General features: G+C 67.8%; 20 protein-coding genes and 9 pseudogenes. 16 read left to right on the forward strand and 13 right to left on the reverse strand.

Annotated elements, in window-relative coordinates; genetic code table 11:
- Positions 1-4: 4 nt before the first annotated feature.
- Positions 5-836: pseudogene (locus AC07EJ_RS43715) on the forward strand (transposase); the annotation flags it as partial.
- Positions 837-1,234: 398 nt separating this feature from the next.
- Here the strand turns inward: AC07EJ_RS43715 and AC07EJ_RS43720 are convergent.
- Complete coding sequence (locus AC07EJ_RS43720; protein ID WP_389489326.1) at positions 1,235-1,420, reverse strand: hypothetical protein; 186 nt, start codon at positions 1,418-1,420, stop codon at positions 1,235-1,237.
- A 591-nt stretch (positions 1,421-2,011) separates the two neighbouring features.
- Positions 2,012-2,422, reverse strand: a complete 411-nt coding sequence (locus AC07EJ_RS43725; RefSeq protein ID WP_478886327.1) for a hypothetical protein — start codon at positions 2,420-2,422, stop codon at positions 2,012-2,014.
- 25 nt (positions 2,423-2,447) lie between these two features.
- On the opposite strand from AC07EJ_RS43725, the gene AC07EJ_RS43730 reads away from it, so the two are divergent.
- The gene (locus AC07EJ_RS43730; protein WP_478886328.1) at positions 2,448-2,645 is read left to right on the forward strand and encodes a hypothetical protein; all 198 of its coding nucleotides are present in this window, start codon (positions 2,448-2,450) and stop codon (positions 2,643-2,645) included.
- A 93-nt stretch (positions 2,646-2,738) separates the two neighbouring features.
- Here the strand turns inward: AC07EJ_RS43730 and AC07EJ_RS43735 are convergent, their stop codons facing one another.
- Entirely contained in the window at positions 2,739-2,969 is a 231-nt protein-coding gene (locus AC07EJ_RS43735; RefSeq protein ID WP_389489331.1) for a hypothetical protein, read from the reverse strand.
- A 404-nt stretch (positions 2,970-3,373) separates the two neighbouring features.
- Between AC07EJ_RS43735 and AC07EJ_RS43740 the strand changes: the two are divergent.
- From AC07EJ_RS43740 to AC07EJ_RS43755, 4 genes and pseudogenes are all read left to right on the forward strand, one after another.
- Positions 3,374-4,232 (forward strand): annotated as a pseudogene (locus AC07EJ_RS43740) (alpha-amylase family glycosyl hydrolase); the annotation flags it as partial.
- A 2-nt stretch (positions 4,233-4,234) separates the two neighbouring features.
- Positions 4,235-4,514, forward strand: a pseudogene (locus AC07EJ_RS43745) (MFS transporter); the annotation flags it as partial.
- A gap of 372 nt (positions 4,515-4,886) precedes the next feature.
- Positions 4,887-5,150 (forward strand): transposase, encoded by a 264-nt coding sequence (locus AC07EJ_RS43750; protein WP_478886343.1) that lies wholly within the window; start codon positions 4,887-4,889, stop codon positions 5,148-5,150.
- Positions 5,090-5,503 (forward strand): annotated as a pseudogene (locus AC07EJ_RS43755) (transposase); the annotation flags it as partial. The gene AC07EJ_RS43750 and the pseudogene AC07EJ_RS43755, both read left to right, overlap by 61 nt.
- Positions 5,504-5,510: 7 nt before the next feature.
- On the opposite strand, the gene AC07EJ_RS43760 reads toward AC07EJ_RS43755, so the two are convergent.
- Positions 5,511-6,260, reverse strand: coding sequence for an SDR family NAD(P)-dependent oxidoreductase (locus AC07EJ_RS43760; protein ID WP_478886329.1), 750 nt, complete (start codon positions 6,258-6,260; stop codon positions 5,511-5,513).
- A 445-nt stretch (positions 6,261-6,705) separates the two neighbouring features.
- Here AC07EJ_RS43760 and AC07EJ_RS43765 point away from each other — a divergent pair, with 445 nt between their 5' ends.
- Entirely contained in the window at positions 6,706-7,104 is a 399-nt protein-coding gene (locus tag AC07EJ_RS43765; RefSeq protein WP_389489397.1) for a DUF6228 family protein, read from the forward strand.
- 175 nt (positions 7,105-7,279) lie between these two features.
- Here the strand turns inward: AC07EJ_RS43765 and AC07EJ_RS43770 are convergent, their stop codons facing one another.
- The 3 genes from AC07EJ_RS43770 to AC07EJ_RS43780 form a co-directional block, all read right to left on the reverse strand.
- Positions 7,280-8,086, reverse strand: a complete 807-nt coding sequence (locus tag AC07EJ_RS43770) for a hypothetical protein (protein ID WP_389489336.1) — start codon at positions 8,084-8,086, stop codon at positions 7,280-7,282.
- Complete coding sequence (locus AC07EJ_RS43775) at positions 8,083-8,454, reverse strand: hypothetical protein (RefSeq protein ID WP_478886330.1); 372 nt, start codon at positions 8,452-8,454, stop codon at positions 8,083-8,085. The genes AC07EJ_RS43770 and AC07EJ_RS43775 overlap by 4 nt, the downstream gene beginning before the upstream one ends.
- Before the next feature lie 69 nt (positions 8,455-8,523).
- A complete protein-coding gene (locus tag AC07EJ_RS43780; protein ID WP_478886331.1) occupies positions 8,524-8,907 on the reverse strand; it encodes a transposase domain-containing protein in 384 nt (127 codons plus the stop codon).
- A gap of 91 nt (positions 8,908-8,998) precedes the next feature.
- Here AC07EJ_RS43780 and AC07EJ_RS43785 point away from each other — a divergent pair, with 91 nt between their 5' ends.
- The 4 genes and pseudogenes from AC07EJ_RS43785 to AC07EJ_RS43800 all read left to right on the forward strand — a co-directional run.
- Positions 8,999-9,169 carry a hypothetical protein gene (locus AC07EJ_RS43785; protein WP_389489340.1) on the forward strand — a complete coding sequence of 57 codons (171 nt, stop codon included), beginning with the start codon at positions 8,999-9,001 and terminating at the stop codon, positions 9,167-9,169.
- A gap of 472 nt (positions 9,170-9,641) precedes the next feature.
- Positions 9,642-11,325 (forward strand): annotated as a pseudogene (locus AC07EJ_RS43790) (ribonuclease J).
- Positions 11,326-11,920: 595 nt separating this feature from the next.
- Positions 11,921-12,771: pseudogene (locus tag AC07EJ_RS43795) on the forward strand (PP2C family protein-serine/threonine phosphatase); the annotation flags it as partial.
- Between the two features lie 119 nt (positions 12,772-12,890).
- A pseudogene (locus AC07EJ_RS43800) lies at positions 12,891-13,559 on the forward strand (RNA-guided endonuclease InsQ/TnpB family protein); the annotation flags it as partial.
- A gap of 199 nt (positions 13,560-13,758) precedes the next feature.
- On the opposite strand, the pseudogene AC07EJ_RS43805 reads toward AC07EJ_RS43800, so the two are convergent.
- Positions 13,759-14,660: pseudogene (locus AC07EJ_RS43805) on the reverse strand (nuclease/transposase family protein); the annotation flags it as partial.
- Between the two features lie 26 nt (positions 14,661-14,686).
- On the opposite strand from AC07EJ_RS43805, the gene tnpA reads away from it, so the two are divergent.
- Entirely contained in the window at positions 14,687-15,118 is a 432-nt protein-coding gene (tnpA, locus tag AC07EJ_RS43810; RefSeq protein WP_478886332.1) for an IS200/IS605 family transposase, read from the forward strand.
- A 626-nt stretch (positions 15,119-15,744) separates the two neighbouring features.
- Here tnpA and trhA read toward each other — a convergent pair.
- Entirely contained in the window at positions 15,745-16,401 is a 657-nt protein-coding gene (trhA, locus tag AC07EJ_RS43815; protein ID WP_478886344.1) for a PAQR family membrane homeostasis protein TrhA, read from the reverse strand.
- Between the two features lie 395 nt (positions 16,402-16,796).
- Here trhA and AC07EJ_RS43820 point away from each other — a divergent pair, with 395 nt between their 5' ends.
- Entirely contained in the window at positions 16,797-17,357 is a 561-nt protein-coding gene (locus AC07EJ_RS43820; RefSeq protein ID WP_389489345.1) for a hypothetical protein, read from the forward strand.
- A 273-nt stretch (positions 17,358-17,630) separates the two neighbouring features.
- Here AC07EJ_RS43820 and AC07EJ_RS43825 read toward each other — a convergent pair whose 3' ends face one another.
- Both AC07EJ_RS43825 and AC07EJ_RS43830 read right to left on the reverse strand, forming a co-directional pair.
- The gene (locus AC07EJ_RS43825; protein ID WP_389489347.1) at positions 17,631-17,834 is read right to left on the reverse strand and encodes a cold-shock protein; all 204 of its coding nucleotides are present in this window, start codon (positions 17,832-17,834) and stop codon (positions 17,631-17,633) included.
- A gap of 244 nt (positions 17,835-18,078) precedes the next feature.
- Positions 18,079-18,417 (reverse strand): MerR family transcriptional regulator, encoded by a 339-nt coding sequence (locus tag AC07EJ_RS43830; RefSeq protein ID WP_478886333.1) that lies wholly within the window; start codon positions 18,415-18,417, stop codon positions 18,079-18,081.
- 899 nt (positions 18,418-19,316) lie between these two features.
- On the opposite strand from AC07EJ_RS43830, the gene AC07EJ_RS43835 reads away from it, so the two are divergent.
- The 3 genes and pseudogenes from AC07EJ_RS43835 to AC07EJ_RS43845 form a co-directional block, all read left to right on the forward strand.
- Positions 19,317-19,604, forward strand: a complete 288-nt coding sequence (locus tag AC07EJ_RS43835; RefSeq protein WP_389489399.1) for an ATP-binding protein — start codon at positions 19,317-19,319, stop codon at positions 19,602-19,604.
- A 149-nt stretch (positions 19,605-19,753) separates the two neighbouring features.
- Entirely contained in the window at positions 19,754-20,329 is a 576-nt protein-coding gene (locus AC07EJ_RS43840) for a hypothetical protein (RefSeq protein ID WP_389489351.1), read from the forward strand.
- Positions 20,330-20,433: 104 nt separating this feature from the next.
- Positions 20,434-20,565, forward strand: a pseudogene (locus AC07EJ_RS43845) (Tn3 family transposase); the annotation flags it as partial.
- 45 nt (positions 20,566-20,610) lie between these two features.
- On the opposite strand, the gene AC07EJ_RS43850 reads toward AC07EJ_RS43845, so the two are convergent.
- A complete protein-coding gene (locus tag AC07EJ_RS43850) occupies positions 20,611-21,522 on the reverse strand; it encodes a carbohydrate kinase family protein (protein WP_389489353.1) in 912 nt (303 codons plus the stop codon).
- Positions 21,519-22,883, reverse strand: a complete 1,365-nt coding sequence (locus AC07EJ_RS43855) for an oligosaccharide MFS transporter (protein WP_389489356.1) — start codon at positions 22,881-22,883, stop codon at positions 21,519-21,521. The genes AC07EJ_RS43850 and AC07EJ_RS43855 overlap by 4 nt, the downstream gene beginning before the upstream one ends.
- Positions 22,884-23,188 lie beyond the last annotated feature (305 nt).

Here is a 23,188-nt window from a genome sequence, read left to right on the forward strand (position 1 = left end):
CAGGCCGCACACCCTGCGCAAGCTGGAACTGACCGACGAGATCACCGCCGAACTGACCGTGCTGGTCGGCTTCGACCAGGACCTCGCGGCCGAGGCCACCCGCACCTCCCCTGCTCACCCAGTTCCACCCCAGCCTGGAGCGTGTCCTTGGCCCGCGCCTGGACCACAGTGCCGTGACCTGGCTGCTGGAACGCTACGGATCCCCGGCCAGCTTGCGAAAGGCCGGTCGCCGCAGGCTCGTTCAGGTGATCCGACCCAAGGCTCCGCGCATGGCTGCCCGGCTGATCGACGAGGTCTTCGACGCTCTCGACGAGCAGACCGTCGTGGTCCCGGGCACCAACACCCTCGACGTCGTGATCCCGTCCCTGGCCCGTTCGCTCGCCGCCGTCCACGAACAGCGACGAGCCCTCGAAACGCAGATCGGACAGCTGCTGGAGGCTCACCCTCTTTCCGCAGTCCTGACCTCGATTCCGGGGGTCGCGGTCAGGACCGCCGCCACCTTGCTGGTCACCGTCGGCGACGCAACCAGCTTCCCCACCGCCGCCCACCTGGCCTCCTACGCCGGCCTTGCCCCGACGACCAAGTCGTCCGGGACCTCGATCCACGGCGAACACGCGCCCAGAGGCGGCAACCGGCAGCTCAAACGCGCGATGTTCCTGTCCGCGTTCGCCGCCCTGCACGACCCCGCCTCCCGCACCTACTACGACAAATGCCGGGCCCGTGGGAAGACCCACACCCAGGCCCTCCTCCGCCTCGCCCGCCAGCGGATCAACGTGCTGTTCGCGATGCTCCGCGACGGCACCTTCTACGAACCAAGAACCCCACGCCTCGCTTGACGAAAGACATAGAGGCACCCCCCGTGTCAGCGGTGCGCATCTGCCGGTCGAACGACACGTGGGAGTGGTGGCTGAGGCAGTTAACTGCCCTGCTACAAAGAGGTCGTAGGAGTGGAGCGCTCGTCCGCATTGGGAAGATATGTGGCGAGGTTTCGAGCTCATCGCAAGGGCAGTGACTTGGGCTGAACGCGAATGCCCGAGGCCTGCGGGCCAGTCACACGCCCGCAAACCGGTAGCGGACGGTCACCTTGGGCGGCGAGTCCGGGCGGGCCAGTACCCGGTACGGGTGCGTAGGTGTTGCTACGGCTGACCAGGGCCCGGGGGTGCCCCAGCTGCCTGCTCATTCGCCCGCCGACCCTGTGACGACAAGTGACGGCCCTGGCTGCCCTCCTGCAGCGTCAGGCCTCCCGCAGGATCCGCAGGGCCGCGATGATCTGCTCAACGGGCTCGTCATTGCGCAGCCGGCGTCGTGCTGAGATGCCGTCGATCCGTACCTCCAAGTCGCTCAGCATCAGCCCTTCCTCACTGAGCCGGGCCGCGGCAGGAGCCGAGCGCGGTCCGATCGCTTCGGCCCACTCACGCATCCGTGCGAAGGTCCCACAGACTGAGAGCCACCGGTCTGTCAGCGGCCGGCTTCGCTGCGGTGACAGTGGCGGCGCAGTAGATAGGCGACCGTGCGGTCTCGCTCTGCCACCGGCGGTGCCGGCCTCCTCTGGCCTGCACCGGGGCGAACAGCCCTACGAGCCCTGCGACTTCGGCGATCTGCCGGGGCGTTCGCGGGCGTGCCGGCCGATGTCGTGGCATGCACGCATGTGATGGCTTGTTGCCAGCGGTCGGCTGGGGTGACGTCCCGGTCAGCGGAGCCGGGCAGCACTTCGGTCACAGTGGGGTCCCCCCAGATGGTTCAGAGACCTGCAAGGTTGCCAGGTACGGGCTCACCGCGCTGCGTGCCCGCCGCATCGTCGAACCGGAACCTGACAACGCCCCGCCGTCCGCTCCGACTTCGACCCCGACACCCTGAACCTCGCCCTGCGCACCGACACCCGCAACGCCCTCGCCCACTACTTGCGCGCCCTGCGCCCGGACCTGCTCACCAACGACGTCGGAGCCAGCCGGACCCGCGCCGCCGGTGCATCGACCTGCTGCGCGAAGCACTCGGTCTGCCCGGGGTGGGTCTAGGTGGCGGGGAGGTTGGGCTGCAGCCCGCTCCGGAGGCGGCCACCCTCGCCGCGCTGCACCGCCAGCTCGACGGGTACCTGGGCGGGGCGATGTCCCCGGCGCAGACCCGGCTGACGGCCGTGCTCGCGCTGGAGCTGGACACCGCGGCACGAAGTGGGGAGCTGGCCGCGCTGCGCACCACGGACCTGGCCGATGGCCATGCGTCGGTGTTCGTCGAGCGGCACCCCCAGGGCGGCGGCACCGTCGAGGGGGAGTGGGTCGAGACCTCGGCGCTGACCCGGGCCGCGCTGGAGCGCTGGCTGTCGGTGCGCGAGGACGGAGTGGGTCGAGACCTCGGCGCTGACCCGGGCCGCGCTGGAGCGCTGGCTGTCGGTGCGCGAGGACCTGGTGCAGCGGGCCCACGGCACCTCTCGGCTGTGGGTGTCGCTCTGGATGAGCCACGACGGCGTCCTCGACGACGAAGGGCGCACGGTGATCCGTCCTCCCGGGATGCCGCTGGAGGAGAACGGGCTCGTAAGCTCGTTCCGGATCGGCAGGCTGCGCTACGACGGTCTGCGCCAGCTGCTGCCCCTCAAGTTGGAGCAGCTGCGGCGTGCGATTGACGCCGAACGCCGGCGCACCGCCGCATAGCCGGTCTCTCCTTGTTGCTGCTTGGCCTGGTCTTTCGCGGTACGGCCGCACCTGCGCCCCGAAGGGCTTGTTATCCCCTCGCTGCAACGGTGGCTACGGCGGCGGTGCACTCCCGAAATCCGGCGACAGCACCAATCCGGCCGGAGGATCTTCGAAGGAGTCTTCCAGCACCGTCGCATCGCTGATGTGCTCCTCGGAGATGTCGACGGTGCCGCCGGAGAACTCCGCGTTGCGGAAGTCGACTGTGCCGCCGAGGAACTCCGCGCCGTCGAGGTCGACCGTGCCACTGGAGAACACCGCGTCGCGGCTAGTCATCTTGGGCACGGGAGCTTCCTCTCACCCATACCGGCGGTGCGTTGCCCGCGTACTGCTCCCGGTCCCGAGGCACCAGCGGGGTACTTCGGGGAGGGATGCTGCACCACTCAACTCTGAAGACCCCCGCTACTGTTCCACAGAGCTTGCTGGGCTGGTCCGGCGAGGCGCAACCCAATCAAATTCGCAGGTAACGTGCCAGCAGCCGTTGGGCCATCTCGTGGTCATAGAAGGTGGCCATGCGGCCCCGCTGTCGCACGCGAGAGGGCAGAGTGATGCCCCGATCCCCTTGCCGCCGCCCGCGGCTCCCGCCCCACCCCCTTCGGTCGTACAGCGCGCGGCCGCCTGTCCACCGCCCGATCTCGGTGGAACAGGGCCACCCCACCGTCGATCTCCTCCGGCCGCCTATCGGTGACGCGCTCGCCGAGGCATGGACGCCCACGGTGGAGCGCACCGCCCTGTACGTCCGCCCGAACGAACTCCACCAGGCATGCAACTTCCACTACCTGAAGGCCTACTGGGACGCACAGGAGCTGCGCGGCGTCATCGACAACACGCTCGCCGAAATGCGCCCGGTCGGCGCCCCTACGACCTGGGTACTCTCCAACCACGACGTCACCCGGCACACGACCCGCTTCGCGAACCCGTCCGGCCTCGGCACTCAGATCGGCACCGCAGGCGATATCGAACTCGGTCTGCGCCGCGCCCGGGCTGCGATCCTGCTGATGCTGGCGCTGCCTGGCTCCGCGTACCTCTTCCAAGGCGAGGAACTGGGTTTGCCGGACGTCGTCTCTATCCCGGACGACGCCCGCCAGGACCCGTCATTCCACCGTGCGGACGGCCAAGACGGACTCCGCGACGGCTGCCGGGTGCCCATCCCGTGGTCCCGCGACGGATCGTCGTACGGCTTTGGCGAGGCGGGCTCGTGGCTGCCCCAACTCGCTGACTGGGGCGCCCATAGTGTCGAGTCCCAACAGGGCGACCCGCACTCCTCGTTGGAGCTGTACCGCATGGCCCTGGCCGTGCGGCGACAGCACCCGGCGCTGGGAGCTGGAGAGTCCGTCGAGTGGCTTGACGCCCCCGCGGGTGTACTGATCTTCCGACGGACGGCACACGATGGACAAAGGTTCGTTTGCACTGCCAATGTGACGGGCGCTCCGGTCCGCATTCCGCCTCTCGGCCGGGATGGTGCTGGCGAGCACCGTCGATGGCGTCCGCATCACTGAAGACGAGGCGCTCCTCCCGGGCGACAGCTCCGTGTGGTGGAGCGACTGACCATGACCCCTGACCTCGCTGTGCGCCGACGACGGCGGGAGCTGTTCCTGTTCTTCTCCCTCCCCGGCATAGCCCTGTCCTCCTGGGCGACGTGCACGCCGGGATGTCCGGGACCAACTCAGGCTATCGACACGACAGATGGGGATCATCCTGTTTTGTCTCTCCATCGGTTCGATGGTGGGCATCCTGTGCTCGGGTCACCTGGTGGACAGGTTCGGAACGCAGCCTGTCATTGCACTGGGAACTGCCCTCATCCTCGTGAGCATGGCGGTCATCGCCGCATACCCCTGGTCGGCCTCGTCCGCACCTTGAGGCACAGGCATGTCCAGGTCCTTCATGCACACGGTGTCGTCGCGCGCGAACAGATACTGACCGCCCATCAAGATCACAAACCATGCTCATCGCGGGTGTCACGAAACGGACGCTTCATCAACATGCAGAGCGTCATCCAACAGTTGTTGCGCGACGTTGAAGATGTGCAGGAAGACGACGTGGTCACTGTCGATAGAGCAGCGTAAAACAACCCCAGCGGCTACGGGAGTCTCCAATAGACGGCGGATCCGATGATCAAGGAGACGCCTGATGCGCGAGGCCGTAGAGGAGTTGGTCGTCGAGTCGGCCGCGGAAGCGGTGTCGGACGAGCAGTTGGTCGCGATGCTGGTCGACCGTGCCCACTCCGAAGGACTGCAGCTGACCGGCAAGGGCGGGCTGCTGCAGCAGCTGACCAAGAGGGTCCTGGAGTTCGCGCTGGAGGGCGAGATCACCGATCACGTCGGCTATGACAAGCACGACGCGACGGGCAGGAACAGCGACAACAGCCGCAACGGCACCCGGTCGAGGACCGTGCTCACCGATGTCGGTCCGGTCGAGGTGAAAGATTCCCGCGCACGGCCGGCACGTTCGAGCCGCAGATCGTGAAGACGCGACAGCGGCGTCTGACCGGCGTAGACGAGATGGTGCTCTCGCTGTCCGCGAAGGGCCTCACGCACGGGGAGATATCGGCTCAGCTGGCGAATCCTCACCAAGCTCCGCCTCGACACCCGCCACGCTGCTGCGGGCGCTGCTCGTACTCACGGACCACGAAGTCGCCCGCTGACAGACGATCCACCATCGACACCCGCCCACGACCAGCGCGAGTACCCAATCACCCTCATTCCAGCCCCCTGACCAGCAACTTCAAGATTAACGATCTTCAATGGCGAGATCCCCATGCCGGTGCAACGAGCGTGGAGTCGGGTTGGTCGCGCGCCGGGCGGGCTGCGAACCGGTAACGGACCGTCAACGCCCCAGCGCTGCTCCCCCGTTCACATGCACGATCTGCGCCGTCATGTACGCCGCTTCAGGTGACGCCACATAGTGCACCGCGGCGGCGATGTCCGAGGGCCGGCCCGCCTGGCCGGTCAGCGACTGCTTGGTCCGGGCGGCGACGAACTCGGGCGTGGCCCGGTCGCCGAAGAACTCGGTGTCGGCGACGAAGCCTGGAGCGACCGCGTTCACGGTGATGCCCTGCGGGCCGAGCTTCTGCGCCAGGTCGACGGTGTAGGTGTTGACGGTGGCCTTGGAGCCGCCGTACGAACCGGGGCCGCGCAGCGCGGCGATGGACGACATTTGGATGATCCGGCCGCCGGGCCGGGTGAGGTGCGGCAGCAGCCCTTCGGTGAGCAGCACGGCGGTGAGCACGTTGGCCTCGAAGTTGCGGCGGAAGCTGTCCGCGATGCCTTCGAGGGTGCCGTCGTGGGCCGGTGCGACGTTGCCGCCGGCGTTGGCGACGACCACGTCGACCTGTGCGCCGCCCGCGGTGCAGAATTCGACGGCTCTGCGGGCCTGGCCGGGATCGCTCAGATCGGCGGCGACCCAGGAGGCCGTTCCCGCACCGTGCGCGGCGTCGAGCTCTCCGGCGGCCTTCTCCAGGGGCCCCTCGCGCCGCCCGATGAGGACGACGTGGTCGCCGTCCGCCGCAAAGACCTCGGCCACCGCCCGCCCGATCCCCGTACTGCCACCTGACACCACGACCCTGCGCTGCCCCACGACCCCACCCCATGTTCTCGTTTATGAACGACGGTCACGTCTCTGCCCGCCGCACGGTACGGCCGCGGGTCGTCGGCGTCAACGGGCAGGTGCCGCGGGCTCCTCACCCGGATGACGGAGCCGCGATCCGCTCCAACATGCCCAACATCCGCCCCTTCGCCCCAGGTCACCGATCCGGGACGGATCGTAAGAAGCGCCGCATGGCGCGCACAGCAAAACCCGCAAAACCGCCCGGCCCGAAGCGTCAGACGATCTACAGCACAGACACCCGCCCGCGATCAGCGCGAGTACCCAGCAGAACTGTCACACCAGCCCCGTGACCAGCAACTTCAAGATGAACGATCTTCAATGCTGCTCCGTCCGAGAGTGGTGGCTGCCCGCCGGCCCCGTCTTCTAATCTATTCGCGTGATCGACTACGACGATTCCGGACGCCCAGCCGTCCAGGTGGGAGACCCCGGTCCAGTCCGCCTACTACTGTCGGAGCCGACACGCCCGTTCGAGGATGAACCAAGGCTCGACTTCCTCATCAGGGCCTGCGGGCCCTGGGGAAGTGTTGAGACCTCGGTGGAGACTTGGGCCAGCGACGGCCTCGACACCTTCCTCGCCTCGCTTGCCGAAGACTTCCGGGGCTGGGAAGGCGCACGTGCCTGGCACTCCCTCTGCTACGACCTGACCCTCTCAGCGGAGCACCGTGGTAGCCACGTCCAACTGACCTGGGGCATCCACGATCGAGCGCCCTCCGAGGAATGGCACTTCGAGACCACCACGGCGCACGCGGCAGGCGAGGACATGCGCAACCTCGCCGCCGACATCCACACGTTCATTGCGAGCATCGCCAAGTAGCCGAAAGAGTCCCAAGTCGGTTCGCACCGGCCTTGAAGTGCGGCCAGCACCCGCAATGGCTACGGACTTGAAGCTGTGTCCTCATCCCTATCAAGTCGATCAGGGCGGCTCATTGGCTGCGGTGATGCAGCTCCGGGGCCTTGACCCAAGGCCGGGTAGTTAGCGAACTTGCAGGTCATGCAAGGGATCCGTCACTGTGTGATGCCGAGTAGCGGCCGGTGCGGACCCTCTTGATCATTCCTCTCTCGGTCCAGCGGGCGAGTTGTCGATAGGTGGCGACGAGGGTGACGTCGCCGAGGAGCTCGGCGATCTCCCTTGAACGCCACTGCCGTTCGGGTTCTGCCTGCAGGATGGCCAGGACGCGTGCCATACGGCTGCCGGCTTTGCCGTTTCCGGCCTTCTCCCGGACGGTCGTAGCAGGCAGTGCGGGCTCCGGTGACGGGGGCGACAGGAGAGTGATCATCATCGATGTCACGATCTTGCTGCGGTCAGGACGGCCGTCCAACTTCCTTTCCGCGTAACGCGAGATGGGAGACTTCACCTTGCGGGTGCTGACACGGGATCGCCGCGCGGGCAACAGGGCTGACAGGACCCGGCGACCCATCTCCCCGATACCCTGCTCGAGGACTCCTTCCGCGCATACCAGCAGGTCTCGGGCGGTTTGGAAGGCGACGGTGAAGCCGCAGCGGTCTGGATCGGTGCCCGGCCTGGATTCCGCCGCCTCGACCATCGCCCGGCGCAGGAGCTGGTAGAGGGTGAGCAGGGACCACATCTCCTGCTCGACACCGACCGGGTCGCATGAACGCAGCACACGTCCGTGCAGGATGGTGTGACGCAAGGCGTAGTAGGCACTCTCGTGCTCCCAACGTTCGTGGTAGAGGCGCACGAGACGGTCGGCCGGGTAACGGCGCGCGTCCAGGAGTGTGGTGGCCAGGCGGTAGGAGTCCTCGAAGGTGCTCCCGTCGGCGCAGGTGATGCTCACACTCGGGCTTCGATGATGCGGACCGGGACGCCGCCGATGGCCGAGAGGTAGGAGGAGTCCTCGAGCCGCTGGACGACCGGTGGGCGGCGGCGATGGCGAATACGGCCCAGGACCCGTGCGCCGGTGGCGTGCACGGCGGTGAGGAAGTCGTTGCCGTCGAAGCCTCGGTCCCACAGCACCAGCATCTCGGGGCTCAACTGGTGCAACAGCCAGGTGGCGTACGAGGTCTCGCCTTCCCGGGTGGGGCCGAAGACCGCCCCAATCACGGCCCGGGTGCCGGTCTCGACCAGCGTCATCAGCTCGACCTGGGGATAGCCGCCGTGCGGGCACCGCCCCAGCCAGCCCCGGTTCCGCTCGCTGTCAGGCACCTTGATCGAGCTGCAGCCGTCGAACGACACCGTCCGATACGGGCCGAACCGCACCCCCGGCGTCGTCGGCTAGGCCAGCGGCCCGGCCAGCACCTCGAACAACGCCTGCACCGGCGCGCTGCCGAGTCTGCGGCGCAGATCACGCAACGCCTTCGTGCTCGGACGAACGATCGGGATCCCGGTAAGGCCGGCGGTCAGCTTGTCCCAGACCAGCCGGTAGCCGACCTCGGGGAACAGGCACATCGCGAGGAGAAAGTAGACCCCGCCCCGCGAAGGCAGATCACGCAGCCGCTGCTGCACGGTCCGCGTCTCCGACAAGGCCGCGTCGACGAGTTCGAACGGCACGATCGCCGTCAGCTCTCCCAAATGGCCGGGAGCGAACCGGCCCGTGGCCACCGTGACCGTTCGGGTGATGGCCGTCAGCGCAGGCGGCAGGACACAATGAGAAGGCAACGGAGCTCCTTGCGGGACAAGCTGTCTTGGACGACTGCCTGTACCAACGAGCTCCGTTGCTCCATATCGGAAACTCGTCAACACCCCTTGCATGACCCGCGAGTTCGCTAACTACCCGGCCTTGGGGGAACTTCACCTGAACCAACTCTGTCCATCACAGACTGAAGCCGGACCGCCGCACGCCATCGATCTCGCCGAGCATCGCGTCCACCGCATAGCCGTCCTCAACCGGCTCATCAACGAGTACCGGATCGCCAGTTGACACCACTACGAACCCGCAGATCAGCGGCCTGATCCTATATTTGAGCCCCACAGGGTCCCTGGGCGTACTCGACGAAGCCGGGCAACCCCTCGCCGTAGGGGCACAGACCCATCCCGAAGCCCCGCACTTGTACTTCGCCGGATACACCAATCCCCTCACTGGTGTCCTTCGCCAGGCGGGCATCGAGGCGCGCGCCATCACCCACGCACTTCGACGTGAGACGGCGCGGGCACCCGTTCTCACCGCCCAGGTCGGCGACCGCACAGCCGACACACCCCAACAAGGGCACGCTCCGAGCTGACGGAGCGCGTTCAACCTCGATGCTTCAGCGGCCGTGAGTGCACGCCCGGGCCGTCCGCCGGCGTGATCCGATCGTCCCGGGGCAACCACTGCGGACGCCTCGCTCCGTCGGGAAGAAGAGATCGCGCAGGCAATGGATCAACCCCTCCCGCTCTCCGGGTAACGTCAAGGTATGAGTCATCCACACCCTGAACTGAAAGCCGCCCCGCCCCTTCCCGAAGGAGGGCTGCGGGTCATCGCCCTGGGCGGCCTGGGTGAGATCGGCCGCAACATGACCGTCTTCGAGCACGCGGGCAAGCTGCTCATCGTCGACTGCGGCGTGCTGTTCCCCGAGGAGACCCAGCCCGGCGTGGACGTCATCCTCCCGGACTTCACCTCGATCCGGGACGGCTGGACGACATCGTGGCCGTCGTACTCACCCACGGCCACGAGGACCATATCGGCGGCGTGCCGTACCTGCTGCGCGAGCGGAGGGACATTCCCGTCGTCGGCTCCAAGCTGACGCTGGCGTTCCTGGAGGCCAAGCTCAAGGAACACGGCATCCGGCCGCGCACGGTGCGGGTGCAGGAGGGCGACCGGCGCGGCTTCGGGCCCTTCGACTGCGAGTTCGTGGCGGTCAACCACTCCATCCCGGACAGCCTCGCGGTCGCGATCCGCACCCGCGCCGGAATGGTGCTGCACACCGGTGACTTCAAGATGGACCAGTTCCCTCTCGACGACCGCATCACCGACCTGCACGCCTTCGCCCGGCTCGGCGAGGAGGGCGTCGACCTGTTCCTCACCGACTCCACCAACGCCGAAGTGCCCGGCTTCACCACCTCCGAGCGTGAGCTGAACCCGGCGATCGAGCAGGTGATGCGCACCGCGCCGCGCCGGGTCATCGTCTCCAGCTTCGCCAGCCATGTGCACCGCATCCAGCAGGTCCTGGACGCCGCCCACCAGCACGGCCGCAAGGTCGCCTTCGTCGGCCGGTCGATGGTCCGCAACATGGGCTCGCCCGAGACCTGGGCTATCTGAAGGTCCCCTCCGGTCTGGTCGTGAGCACGAAGGAGCTGGAGAAGCTCCCGGACCACAAGATCACTCTGGTCTGCACCGGCTCCCAGGGCGAACCGATGGCCGCGCTGTCACGGATGGCCACCCGCGACCACCAGATCCGCATCGGCAAGGGCGACACCGTCCTGCTCGCCAGCTCCCTCATCCCCGGCAACGAGAGCGCCATCTACCGCGTCATCAACGGACTTACCCGGTGGGGCGCCCACGTGGTCCACAAGGGCAACGCCAAGGTGCACGTCTCCGGCCACGCCAGCGCCGGCGAACTCGTCTACTGCTACAACATCGTCAAACCCCGCAACGTCATGCCCGTCCACGGCGAATGGCGCCACCTGCGGGCCAATGGCGACCTCGCCATCCGTACCGGCGTCGACCCCGAGCGGGTCGTCATCGCCGAGGACGGTGTCGTCATCGACCTCGTCGACGGGCGCGCCTCCATCACCGGCAAGGTCCCCGCCGGCAACGTCTACGTGGACGGCATGGAAGTCGGCGGCGCCACCGAAGCCTCCCTCAAGGACCGCCTCACCCTCGCGGAGGAAGGCGTGGTCACGGTGGTGGCGATCGTCCACGCGGACACCGGCGCCCTCGCCGAGGCCCCCGACTTCCTGGCCCGCGGCTTCGTCCACGACGACACCACCTTCGAGCCGGTCATCCCCGTCATCGAGAAGACGCTGGCCAGCGCTGCCGAGGAAGGCGTCGGGGACGCCCGTCAACTCGAACAGCTCGTTGCCCGCGCCGTGGCAAACTGGGCGTTCCGCACCCACCGCCGCAAGCCCCTCATCATCCCCGTCATCATCGACGCCTGAGCCACGGCCCGGCACGGTCCCCGGTTCCGGTCGCGGTCTCGCCGGGCATCGCGGCCGGGCACGGGAGTCAGCAGCCACCCTAGGATGCCGAGGCGGCAACGCAGTCCACATGCTGAGTCATCCGAAATACGTCCCAAGGACTGGAGGCGCGAACGCCCGCAGTTCAGCGGGGGTTGCCCCACCTTGGGGACGATCTCTGAAGCGTCCGGGGCGTCAAACGAGCGTCACAGTCACGCCATGCGAGGGCGTGCAGGGTCTCGCCGACCGGTACGCCGACACCCGCGACAAAACCACCGGGAACGACCGAGGCGACCACGTTCGCCGACGCCGTAAAGCACCACCTCATCGACCAGAACCAGCAAGCAGCCAGCGAGAAGGAACCGGCGCTTGGCCGAGTGGAACACCGTTCAAGGGCACGGTGGTGCCATAGCATCTGCCCGGCACCGAGCTTTTGGCGCGGGCCCCTCGCGCCGCCGGGACCGAAACCCTGAGCACCAGCGAGCGGCAAGGAGTCACGGTGACCGTATGCGAGCCTGACAGAGACGGTGGGCCGACCAGTCGTACCCCGGAGAACGGGCATGGCCGGGGCAGGGCGATGACCTTGGCGGGGACACTGGCGGCGGCGGAGGCCGCAGCGCCCGTGGAGTCGCTCGACGTGGTCGCGCGCATGCTCAAGGACCACCTCGGGCCGCGGCGGTGTCGTTCCTGATCACCGACTTCACCGGTGGTTCGGTCGTACGGCTGGGGGCGGCGGGCAGCGTCGACACCGATGAACCCGCCCGGCGCATCCCGCTGCGGGGCACGCTGTACGACGATGTGATCCGCACCCAGCAGCCGAGCGTGGAGGACAAGGGTGAGGGCGCGCTGGTGCGGGTCGTCGCCCCGGTGACCAACTGCGGGGACGCCATCGGGCTCCTCGAACTGTTCCTGCCCGCGGCGCCGGACGCGGAGGTGATGCGGGAGATCGGCGAGACCGCGCACGCCGTAGTGTGCATCGTCGTCGCGAACCGGTCCTACACCGACGTGTACCAGTGGGGCCGCCGTACCGTCCCGCTGAGCCTGGCCGCGGAGATCCAGCACCGGTTGCTCCCGGCCTCGCTGGCGCGCGAGGCGGCGCAGTTCGCGGTGGCAGGGGCGCTGGAGCCGGCCGACCACGTCGGGGGCGACACCCTCGACTACGTGATCGACCGGGACACCGTCCAGCTCTCCGTCACCGACGCCATGGGTCACGATGTCGACGCCGCGCTGCTGGCCACCCTCCTGGTGGGCGCCCTGCGCCGCGCCCGGCGGGCCGGTGGCGACCTCGCCGAACAGGCCCGCCAGGCAGACCAGGCCATGCGCGAGCACGGCCGCCAGGGCTACGTCACCGGCCAGCTCCTGCGCATCAGCCTGATCGACGGCACGACCGAGTTCATCAACGCTGGACACCCCTGGCCACTGCGCATCACCAGCCAGTCGCCCGGCCGCAGGTCCAGCGACTGGACCCGGTAGCTGTGAAGGGCAGGGAAGCCGAACGGCATATCGATCTTCGGAGTGATCTCCCGCACCTGTCCGTTCCGCATCTGGTCGAAGCACTCACCATCACGAACATGGTCAAGTCCGCTCGGGGCACCATCGCCGAGCCGGGGACAGGCGTCGCCCAGAAGGCCGGACTCAACCGCTCCATCAGCCAAGAGGCATGGGGCAGGACGGTCACGATGCTGACGTACAAGGCCGGCCGGTACGGCGGCACCCTGCAGAAGGTGCCCGCCCCGAACACCTCCCGACGCTGTTCCGCCTGCGGCTTCATCACGCCCGGCAGCCGGGAGGACCAGGCCACGTTCGTATGCAAGAACCCGGACTGCGGATGGTCGGGCAACGCCGACCACAACGCGGCCCGGAATATCTTGCACCTGTACCGGATGGGCCACGCGCTCATCCCGGCTGCCGGGAGGGCAGTCGTTAGGCGTGAGAAGCGCGTCAACCTGACCGACGGCATGCTGGAGCGCAACGCCAACCGCCTCGATCTGTCCGACCTGATCGTGCGCACCCGCGATCTGCATCCGCGCGAGGCCGCCCGCACCCTCATCGCGGCGATCGTCGACGCCAATCACGGTCACCTGCAGGATGACGCGACGGTCATGTGCCTGGACTGGCAGGGCGTCGGCCACTCCCGGCGTGACGCCGACACCGGTGCCGACCTCACCGACGCCTCCGCCCCGTCGCGGACGAGGCAGACCACTGCCGGACCATGACTCGGGCCATCTTCCGGTCCCCCGCTTCTGCGAGCCCTTGGGCGGACGAGCCAGGTGTGCTTGCCCCGGATGGCGGCGTCACCGGGGCAGGCGCCTCCGGAGGCGGCCCAGGCGCAGGCTGAGGAGGACGAAGACAGCGGTCAGGACCACCACACCGGTGACGAGCAGTTGAAGTGCCCGTCTACCTTGCGGTGGCGGGGACCATGACGCCGTACTTCCGGGCGAGGGTGGTGGTCATCTTGTACTGCCAGTCCTGGTGTCGTCGCGTGGCTTTGGCGCGCAACCCTCGGATCTGGTCATAGGTGTGGTGCAGGCGGCGGCTGGTGCGCTCGCCAGACTTCGGTGTGTCTTGCGCTGGGCGGCCCGGCGCTCAAGGCGCAGGAGCTTGCCCTTTTCCTCGGTGTTCAGCCACTTGTCACGGTCGGCGCTGCCATCGGGGAGGCGAGGCGCACGCCCGTGGTCCTGGTGGTTGCCGTCCGAGAGGGCAAGGGGCAGGTTCACCCCGGCATCGATTCCGACCTCCGCCCCCTGGTGGGATGCGGGTTTGGATTCGAAGCTCTGCACGCGGAAGGCGACGTGCCATCCCAGGTGGTCCTTGACCAGCCGTGCCCCGGTGATCCGGTTGTCGGCGTTCGCCTTCTTGCCCACGGGGAGGTCTTTGGTCCAGCGGAAGCGGACCCGGCCGACCTTGGGAATGTTGGCCATGCCCCAGCGGCGGTGCACCCGCTTGATCTGGAGGTCACGGCCCTGCGGGATGTCCACGCTCATCGCGGACCGGAACCGGCCCTTGAAGTTCGAAGCGTCAACGCGGCCGTCCCAGCAGTTCTTCCAGGCTTGGAAGTACGTCTTGAGGACCGCTTGCGCGGCCTGCGCAGGAAGGACGGCGAGGAAATCGATCTCTTTGCGGGCCTGGCGTATCGCTGCGTCCGCGTTCGCCAGAGTCCGCCTGTCCTTCGGCATCATCTGCCACCACGCGTGCAGGCAGTTCCACATCGTGCGGGCGGCGTGCGCCTGCTCGTCGGTGAGGAGACTCTCGGCAGCAGACAGTGCCAGTCGGGCGCGGTGCCCGAACTGCCGCTTCTCCCAACCGAGTTCACCCACGGTGATCACCCTACTACAGTTGGTCTATGTCACCGCGATGGAACCCGAACCCCGATGTTAGAACCGGCCGGCACGTCGTCTATAACCTGCACGTCCACTTGGTGTTCGTCACCAAATACCGACGCAAGGCGCTCACGGACAAGATACTAAAGCGCTGCGAAGAGATCATGCGGGAGGTGTGCACGGATTTCGAGGCCGAGCTGAAGCAGTTCAACGGCGAGGAGGACCACGTGCACCTGCTCGTGCACTACCCGCCCAAAGTCCAGCTCTCCAAGCTGGTCAACTCCCTCAAAGGCGTCTCCTCCCGGCGTCTGCGCCAGGAGTACGACGCGCACATCCGCCGCCACCTGTGGGGCGGCCACTTCTGGTCCGGCTCCTACTTCGCCGGAAGCTGCGGCGGTGCGCCCCTGACCGTCGTACGCCAGTACATCGAGAACCAGAAACGCCCCGTAGGCTGAGGTGAACAGTGCCGACCCGCGCTCACCCGCGGGTCAGAGCAGTCCTGAGATGGCCTTCACCCCCGGCGTAAACGCCGGAGCACTGGCCAAGATCAAAAGGTAGAACAGGCCCTTCGCCACCAATCCTCGGAGTGGGGGAAGTTGGAGGAAGCATCAACGGCGAGCGAGGCAATACTCGTCGCCGCGCCCGTTCGATAGGCCGGCTCGTAGTGCGCGAAGACCCCCCTCTTGTCCTTTGCGAGCAGTTCGCTGTCCGTGTCGATCGAGGGCGCCATTTTGACCTGCTTCTTGTCGTAGCGACCTTCAGATGCCCCGGATCGACCGTCGCCTCGCCCAGAGGGACGAACACCAGCCGGTGCCGGGTCGGCAGCAGGCCGACCGCGACCGTCGCGAAGCCAGGCTGGTCCGTGGTCGTGTCGACGTAACCCGCTTCCAGGACACCGACCGTGTGCCGCGCAAAGTCGGTGTCCTGCCCTCGCCGTTCCCTGACGCCTTCCGCCTCGAACTCGAGGCTCCTCCGTCGCGGGTCAGCTACGGACCGATGCCTCGGCCACCGCCCGGCCCGTTCGCGGTGCAGCACGCGGCAACGCGTGTGACCAGCGGCGCAAGCCCGGACGGTGTCGCGGTCAGTAGGTGGCCAGGGAGATGGCGATGTAGTGCGCGGTGAAGGCTGCCACGGTCAGGGCGTGGAAGACCTCGTGGTAGCCGAACCAGCGGGGTGAGGGGTCGGGCCGCTGTAGGGCGTAGACGACCGCGCCCGCGCTGTAGAGGAGACCGCCGACAACAATCAGGACGACTACGGCTGCTCCGCCGGTGTGCAGGAAGTCGGGCAGGTAGCGCACCGGCGCCCACCCCAGGGCCAGATAACACGGGGTGTACAGCCAGCGCGGAGCTCCGACCCACAGGACCCGGAACACGATGCCGGCCAATGCTCCAGTCCATACGATCCACAGCAGCATGGACCGCTGGTCCGGCGGGAGGAGGAGCACGGCCAGGGGGGTGCAGGTGCCGGCGATGATCAGGAAGATGTTGGCGTGGTCGAGTCGTCGTAGAAGAGTCTCGCCCAGTGGTCCCCAGGTGCCGCGGTGGTAGATGGCGCTCGTTGCGAACAGCAGCCAGGCGGTGACCGAGTACACGACGCAGGCCAGGACTGCTTGCGGAGTACTGGCCAGGCAGATGAGTACGGCGCCAGCGATCAGTGCGGCGGGGACCATTCCGACATGGAGCCAGCCACGCAATTTCGGCTTGATCGGTTCGGCCAGGTCGGCCGCCCGCTCCACCAGGGCGGAACCAGAGTGAGTCTTCTCCCCTGCATGTCCGCCTTGCGATCCATCGGGTAGCCCGTCTTCACGGCGCTCTCCACGCGCTGAGGCGGCGTGACCGTATTGGACTTCAGCGGCATCACGGGACACAGCTTCTCGTTCTCCCTCGGGCGACTGGGCGTCACTGGCAGCAATGCGGTAATGCTAAAAGACCTCACTCCGGCAGCATTCATGGGAGGTCGGTCCAGGACCCCAGGGCCATCGCCGGGCCCAGGCCGACTCGCCACCGTGTGAACTACAGCCCCGTTGCCCCTGCCGCCGATTGGGCCTGCCCAAGCCGAGTAGATCGGCCGGCCATGGGAAAGATCAGGGCTTACGAACGGGCATCTCCGCTCGCCTACGCGCAAGGATCGCCGATGCTTCCTCAGGTACGCCCCCACGTATCCACCGCCCTGGCACACCAGTTGGAACATCAATTGGGTCTGGCTTCGCGTCTCGAAGCCGACCAACTCGATGTGGAGCGCGTAGCAGGCATCGCAGTCGTCGCAGCCGCCCACTCGGATGGCTATGCGGCCACCGGCCATCTCCTCGGGCTGCTGGCCGCGCTGCCTGCCCCCACCAAGGCAGGAGAACGCTTCTGGTCGGACCTGTGGAGGTCCTCGGGCACCGCGTACCTGCTACCCGTCAACATGAAGGCTCAGGTGCTGCGTTCTCTTGAAGGAGAGGGAACCGCCCTGGCCAGGCAGATCCTCTCGGCCGTCGATGAGATGACCCCGCCCCAGCGCGTAGCGGCCGGGGAGGTGATCGGTCAAGCCCTCGCCGAGTCCGACCATTTGCCTGACCTCAAGACACAGGTCATCGGCGAGTTGTGGCTCCGAGATCTCGAGCTCACCGCCTGGCGCGTTCTGCATGCGGACCGCAGATGGGACGATCCGGTTGGACGGCAAGCCTTCCTCGCCGCCTGGACGGGCACATGACCGTCTAATACTCCAAACTGCGCGAACAGAGGCGCAGGGCATGCGGCACCCGAACCGGACAACGCTCGAAGCAACCGAGGTCAGGAAGTTCGGGCCGAGGTCGCACCCGCCTCCGCCTCCGCAGATCAGGGGCCGCGCAGCAATGGCTGCGCGGCCCCTGATCCTGTGCACGCCCGGCACGAGAGCAGGCGCTTCGCCCGGTGGGCGGTAAAGCCGGCACGGGCGGCGCTCACCGGACGCAGTGTGCGCGATCCCTGGGGCAGGTCTGCGAGGTCAGGCCAGGTTGATGTTCTCGGCCTGCGGACCCTTCTGGCCCTGGGTGACGTCGAACGTCACGGCCTGGCCCTCCTGGAGCTCACGAAAGCCGGTGGAGTTGATCGCGGAGTAGTGCGCGAAGACGTCCGCGCCGCCGCCGTCCTGGGCGATGAAGCCGAAGCCCTTTTCCGCGTTGAACCACTTCACAGTTCCCGTTGCCATGTCTGGTGCCTTCCAGTCGATGAACGCCTCCCACTCCATGTGGAAGGCAGAGGTGATCGCCCTGGTCCCTGCGGCACAGCACAGCAAAACGCCCACACCAGAGGCGTAGGCAAGAGGGAATTCCGAACCACGACAGCTGACGCAGAACGTTACACGCCCACACGCCGCGTCACCATAGGAAATGATCACACCGCACGGCAGACCGTGCGTGCGGTGCCCGCCGACACGGACGGGCACGCTCATCTCATGCTGCTGCGGTCGGTTTCGCTGATTCGGCGGCGCGGCGGTGTTCGGCGTTGATGCGCTGTGCTTCTTCGAGCTGGTCTTCGAGGATGATGATGCGGCAGGCGGCCTCGATGGGGGTGCCCTGGTCGACGAGTTCCCGGGCGCGGGCGGCGATGCGCAGCTGGTAGCGGGAGTAGCGGCGGTGGCCGCCCTCGGAGCGCAGTGGGGTGATGAGGCGGGCTTCGCCGATGGCGCGGAGGAAGCCCTGGGTGGTGCCGAGCATTTCGGCGGCCCGGCCCATGGTGTAGGCGGGGTAGTCGTCGTCCTCGAGACGGCCGTACGAGTCGTCTGCTGTCATTTCACCTCTCTGTGGAACATGCGGAGGGGCCCTGGTGCCTATGGCACCAGGGCCCCGAAGGAACTGCTACACCATCTGCCGGCCCTGGTACTGCGCCGGCCTTCTGTGTCCGCCGACCCGACCTGAGCTCTGTCGGGGATGCGGGGATCGCGGTTGCTTGACCGGAGACCACCTCACTATCGATGTCCTGCGGTACCCGGGCTCAACACTCCGCCCGGGCGATCCTGATGGCGCTCGTTCCTCCGTTCTTCCCTCTGGGATCAATCACTTACCTACCGCTGGTGATGCGAACTACTCGGTGACCTGAGTAAGCGTCACTCTTCGGCAGCCAGCCCCGTCGCCCGTCCTGCATCTGCTCTGGCTTAGAACCCCACTGCCGAACTTCCCGGTGCGCGCGTCCGCAGCCGACGCCTTCACCGAGGTGCTGCTCACTTAACTTCACTGCTGGTACTGCGAACTGCACTTACGCGTACTGCGGTACTGCTCGCGGCGGCCCCTGATCACTGCGGGCCACCCGGTCCGGTCGTCAGTCCCGTCGCCGTCCTGCAACAACCCTGGCTTCGGAACTCCACCACCGCACCGTCCTACGCACTGCAACTACGGGTACTGCTGCCGGCAGTTCGTCTCTGCCAGGCCCTGCGGTCCCTCTGGGCTACGAGAGAAACCATAACCACACCACCGCTCAATGTCTACTCCGGCCGACATAGATTTCCGCGCGTTCGGTGATGAGGTAATCGACATCGAACGGCGGTGAAGGGCACGCGCAAGGCGGCCTGTCGCGCGGTTAACCGGCCACAGCCCGGGGCACAAGCACCGCACTGCCAGGACCGGGCACAGACGATGCAGAGACCAAGGTGACCTGGAGCACCCGGGACTTCCTCGACCGCCTCGGACACCCCATGGCGGCCGAGGCCGCCGACACCGTGGTCCTGGTCGTCTCGGAGCTCGTCACCAACGCCCTGCGCCACGGCGGCGGTACCTGCACCCTGGACCTGACCGCGCACCCGGACAGCATCGAGGTAGCCGTCCACGACCCCAGCCCACAGGCCCCACGCATGCGCACCCCCGACCTGAACGACGGCACCGGAGGCTTCGGCTGGCCCATGGTCAACCGCCTCGCCCGCGCTACCGCCGTCACCCCCCGCACGCCCGGCGGCAAGACCGTCAGCGCCCTCCTCGCCCGGTAGCGCCAAGGCGCCGCCGGCGCCGACCGGGGCGAATCCGATGTTCCTCAACCCCCAATCCACGCCAGCCCATGAATCCCGAATAACGCTCACATATGCGGGACACAGATGCGACAAACAGCGCTACGAACAAAGGGGCGTGACGGGACGTCATGGAACACACCAAGACGAGTGCGGACGCATCGCACGTCGTCACCCCCTCCCTGGTGCTGCCGGCGTCGGCCGGTCCGGCGGGCACCACCGAGGTGACGACCGCCGCGGCGTTCAGCCCCGACGTGCTCGCCAAGCTCGCCGAGCTGGAGAAGCACAGCGCGCAGCACGAGAAGGACCTCCAGCCGCGGAACACCTCCGACTCCTACGCCGCCGACTGGAAGCAGTGGGAAGAGTTCTGTGCGCTGCTCGAACTGCCCGTCACCGCCATCACCCCCGGCAGCCTGACCGCGTTCGTCGAGTGGCTGTGGTTCCAGCCCGGGTGGAAGAAGGGCACCTGCACCGTGCCCTCGACCATCGACCGCCGCCTGTCCGGCGTGGTCGTCACCGGCCGCACCGACCACCACCTGGTCCTCGACAAGACCGTGGCCGCCCGCGCCCGCCGGGTGCTCAAGGCCAAGGTGGGGAGAGGCGCGGCCGGGGACCGGCGCCCGCGCTGCTCGCCGAGCACCTGGGCGCCACCGTGGTCGCCGCGCCCGAGAGCCGGCTCGGCATCCGCGACCGCTCCATCGGGCTGACCGCGTTTGCCATCGCCGGGCGCGAGCACGAGGTGGCCTTTCTGCGCGTGCGCGACTTCACCGAGACCGAGCACGGCATGGAGGTCCACGTCCGGGTCTCGAAGATCAAGCCCGCGCCGTCGCCGAAGTACTTCGCGTTCAAGCGGGGCATCACCTGGCTCAACGCCGTCAACGACCAGGTGGCGGGCATCGGGCAGATGGTCGTCCCCGGCACCCCGCGCGACTCGACGCCGATCTGCGGCGGGGTCAGCGATGCCAGGTAGGCGATGTCCACCAACTCGTTACAGTTCCACGCCGTACGGCGGTTCCGCCCCGGCCCGCGAGCAGGTGACGGCCGCCGCTCGCGCCGCGAACCGCAGGACATCGCTCCAGTCGGCGGGCCCGAGCCCTGCGAGCCCGTCACGGGACAGACGGTCGCGGGAGTCCAGGGCGTGCAGCAGCGCCGCGTTCACTGTGTCGCCGGCCCCGATCGTGTCGACGACCTCGACGTCCACGCCGGGCACCGCGTGCGGGCCGTCGCCCATGGCGGTGAAAGCCGTCAGACCCGCACCGCCACGGGTCACGACGACGGCCGACGGCCCGGCTGCGAGCCAGCCCTCGATGCCGCCGCCGAGCCACTCCGCATCCTCCTCACTGAGCTTGAGCAGGGAGACGTACGGCAGCCAGCTCTCGAAGCGTGCCCGGTAGGCGTCCGCGTCCGGGATCAGGCCGGCGCGGATGTTCGGGTCGAGGGCGACGAAGACGCCCCGCGCGGACTCGCGCCGCATCAGGTGCTCATACGCGCTCGCACCCGGTTCGAGGACGAGCGAGCACGTACCGACGGACAACGCCCTTACTCCCGACGGGAATTGAACAGGGGCCGTGAACAGGCGGTCCGCGCTGCCCTCCGTATAGAAGGTGTACGTCGCCGAGCCGCCCTCGGCGACGGACGCGACCGCGAGGGTGGTGGGTTCGGCGCCGCGCTGGACGAGGTCGACCGCCACTCCTTCCTTCTCCAGGTGCGAGACGAGTGCCGTACCGAACGCGTCGGTCGAGACGCGGGAGCAGAACGCGACGTCCGCGCCGAGCCGCCCGAGCGCGACGGCCGTGTTGTACGGTCCGCCGCCGCGCGTGGGCAGCAAGGGGGCGAGCGGGTCGCCGGTGCCGCTCTGCGGCACCAGGTCGATCAGGGCTTCACCGGCGACGACGATCACGCCAGGGCTTCCTTTCCGGTCAGGGTGATCCCCTTGGAGTCGGGGCGCAGGGTGAGTACGGAGACGGCGGTGACAGCGGCGACGCAACAGCCCATGACGGCATACGTGCCGCGGTAGCCGATGCTGTCGTAGCCGAGGCCAGCGAGCGGGGAGATGACGGCGGCGCCGAGCTGGGTGGCCAGCTGGAAGCCGACCAGATAGATCGTGGACGACAGCCGGGGCTCGAAGTGGCGGTTGATGTACTTGAAGATCGCGATCAGCATGATCGGCAGCTCGACGGAGTGCAGCAGTTTCACCGCGGAGATCGCGAGGGCGCCGGTGACCAGGCCGGACAGCAGGATCCGGGCCGCCATGACGCAGCCGGAGATGAGCAGCGACTTCTTCGGCCCGATGCGGTTGACCAGGAACGGCGCGAGCGCCATGCCGCCCGCTTCGAGGAAGACCTGCACGGAGTTCAGGTCGGAGAACATCCGGTTGCCCTCGGCCTCGGTGGAGAAGAGCGAGGTGAAGTAGGAGGGGAACATCGCGTCGTACGTGTTGTACGTAGCTGTCACCGCGACCACGAAGAGCAGCAGGCCCCAGAAGGCGGGGTAGGCGAAGAGGGACTTCACGTCCGAGAGCGAGACCGAGGAGGCCGCTTCGTCGACAGCCTCGGCGCGGCGGCCGTCCGCGACCCGGATCGCGACGATCAGGCCGACGAAGACGGCGGCGGCGACGGACGCGGCCCAGAAGTTCAGATTCGGGTTGATGTTGAACAGGCGGCCGGCGAAGAAGGTGGCGGCGGCCCAGCCGAGCGAGCCGAACATCCGAGCCCGCCCGAACTCGAAGCCGTGGAAGCGGCCGAGGCGCTCGGTGTAGCTCTCCAAGGTCGCGACGGCGACGGCGAAGGCCATGGCCAGGTAGGCAGAGCCGACGACCAGGCCGAGGGCGAAGTGGTGCTTGAGCAGCGGCCCGTACACGTAGATGTACATCGGGCCGACCAGCAGCATCAGGCCGCCGATCCAGTACAGGAGGTTCTTGCGCAGGCCGAGGCGGTCCTGGAGGTAGCCGTAGACCGGCATCGTGATCAGACAGCCGATGGCGTTGGCGCTGATCACGAGCGAGCTGCGGCCGGCGCTCAGACCGATGTCCTGGGTCAGCCAGATCGAGAACAGCGACCAGGACAGCGACCACGTCACGAAGAACATGAAGAGCGCGGCGCTGGCCAGGGTGAAGTTCACCTTGCGCCGACTGTGCCCGGGAGCAGGCGCGGCCCCGGACGCACCGGTGGGCCGATCTCCGCCGGGGTCCGCGCCTGTCTCCTGCCGGCCGGGGCCGCCCGCGGGGGACGTGGCCGTCACCGCTTCCTTCTGCATGGTCATGTGTGCGCTCCCTCGCGCCAGGCACCGCGTCGTACGCGCGGAGCCGCCTCATCATGCCGGAATGATTCATTCCGAATCTAGTCCCTAACACGTGCTAGGGCGGGATTACTATCACGTGTTAGGTTCCGTTTGGCAAGAGGCAGGACACGCACCGGCAACACGCCCGACACCGTGTGCCGGGCAGAACCACACACCGACGGCGGCGCGCCCCCGCCTCGACGCACCGCCGACACGGCGCACCCGAAACGGCGCGCCCGCGACGGCCCGACCTCCGGGCCCTACGGCAGTACCCGTGGGCCCTACGA

This window comes from Streptomyces sp. NPDC045026 (assembly GCF_056432625.1).

Bases quoted from the DNA above. Each gene is read 5' to 3' on its own strand.
- AC07EJ_RS43720 (WP_389489326.1), bottom strand. From the start codon at position 1,420: ATGCGTGAGTGGGCCGAAGCGATCGGACCGCGCTCGGCTCCTGCCGCG.
- AC07EJ_RS43730 (WP_478886328.1), top strand. From the start codon at position 2,448: ATGAGCCACGACGGCGTCCTCGACGACGAAGGGCGCACGGTGATCCGT.
- AC07EJ_RS43750 (WP_478886343.1), top strand. From the start codon at position 4,887: ATGCTGGTCGACCGTGCCCACTCCGAAGGACTGCAGCTGACCGGCAAG.
- AC07EJ_RS43785 (WP_389489340.1), top strand. From the start codon at position 8,999: ATGACCCGCGAGTTCGCTAACTACCCGGCCTTGGGGGAACTTCACCTG.
- tnpA (WP_478886332.1), top strand. From the start codon at position 14,687: ATGTCACCGCGATGGAACCCGAACCCCGATGTTAGAACCGGCCGGCAC.
- AC07EJ_RS43820 (WP_389489345.1), top strand. From the start codon at position 16,797: ATGCTTCCTCAGGTACGCCCCCACGTATCCACCGCCCTGGCACACCAG.
- AC07EJ_RS43825 (WP_389489347.1), bottom strand. From the start codon at position 17,834: ATGGCAACGGGAACTGTGAAGTGGTTCAACGCGGAAAAGGGCTTCGGC.
- AC07EJ_RS43830 (WP_478886333.1), bottom strand. From the start codon at position 18,417: ATGACAGCAGACGACTCGTACGGCCGTCTCGAGGACGACGACTACCCC.
- AC07EJ_RS43835 (WP_389489399.1), top strand. From the start codon at position 19,317: ATGGCGGCCGAGGCCGCCGACACCGTGGTCCTGGTCGTCTCGGAGCTC.
- AC07EJ_RS43840 (WP_389489351.1), top strand. From the start codon at position 19,754: ATGGAACACACCAAGACGAGTGCGGACGCATCGCACGTCGTCACCCCC.
- AC07EJ_RS43855 (WP_389489356.1), bottom strand. From the start codon at position 22,883: ATGACCATGCAGAAGGAAGCGGTGACGGCCACGTCCCCCGCGGGCGGC.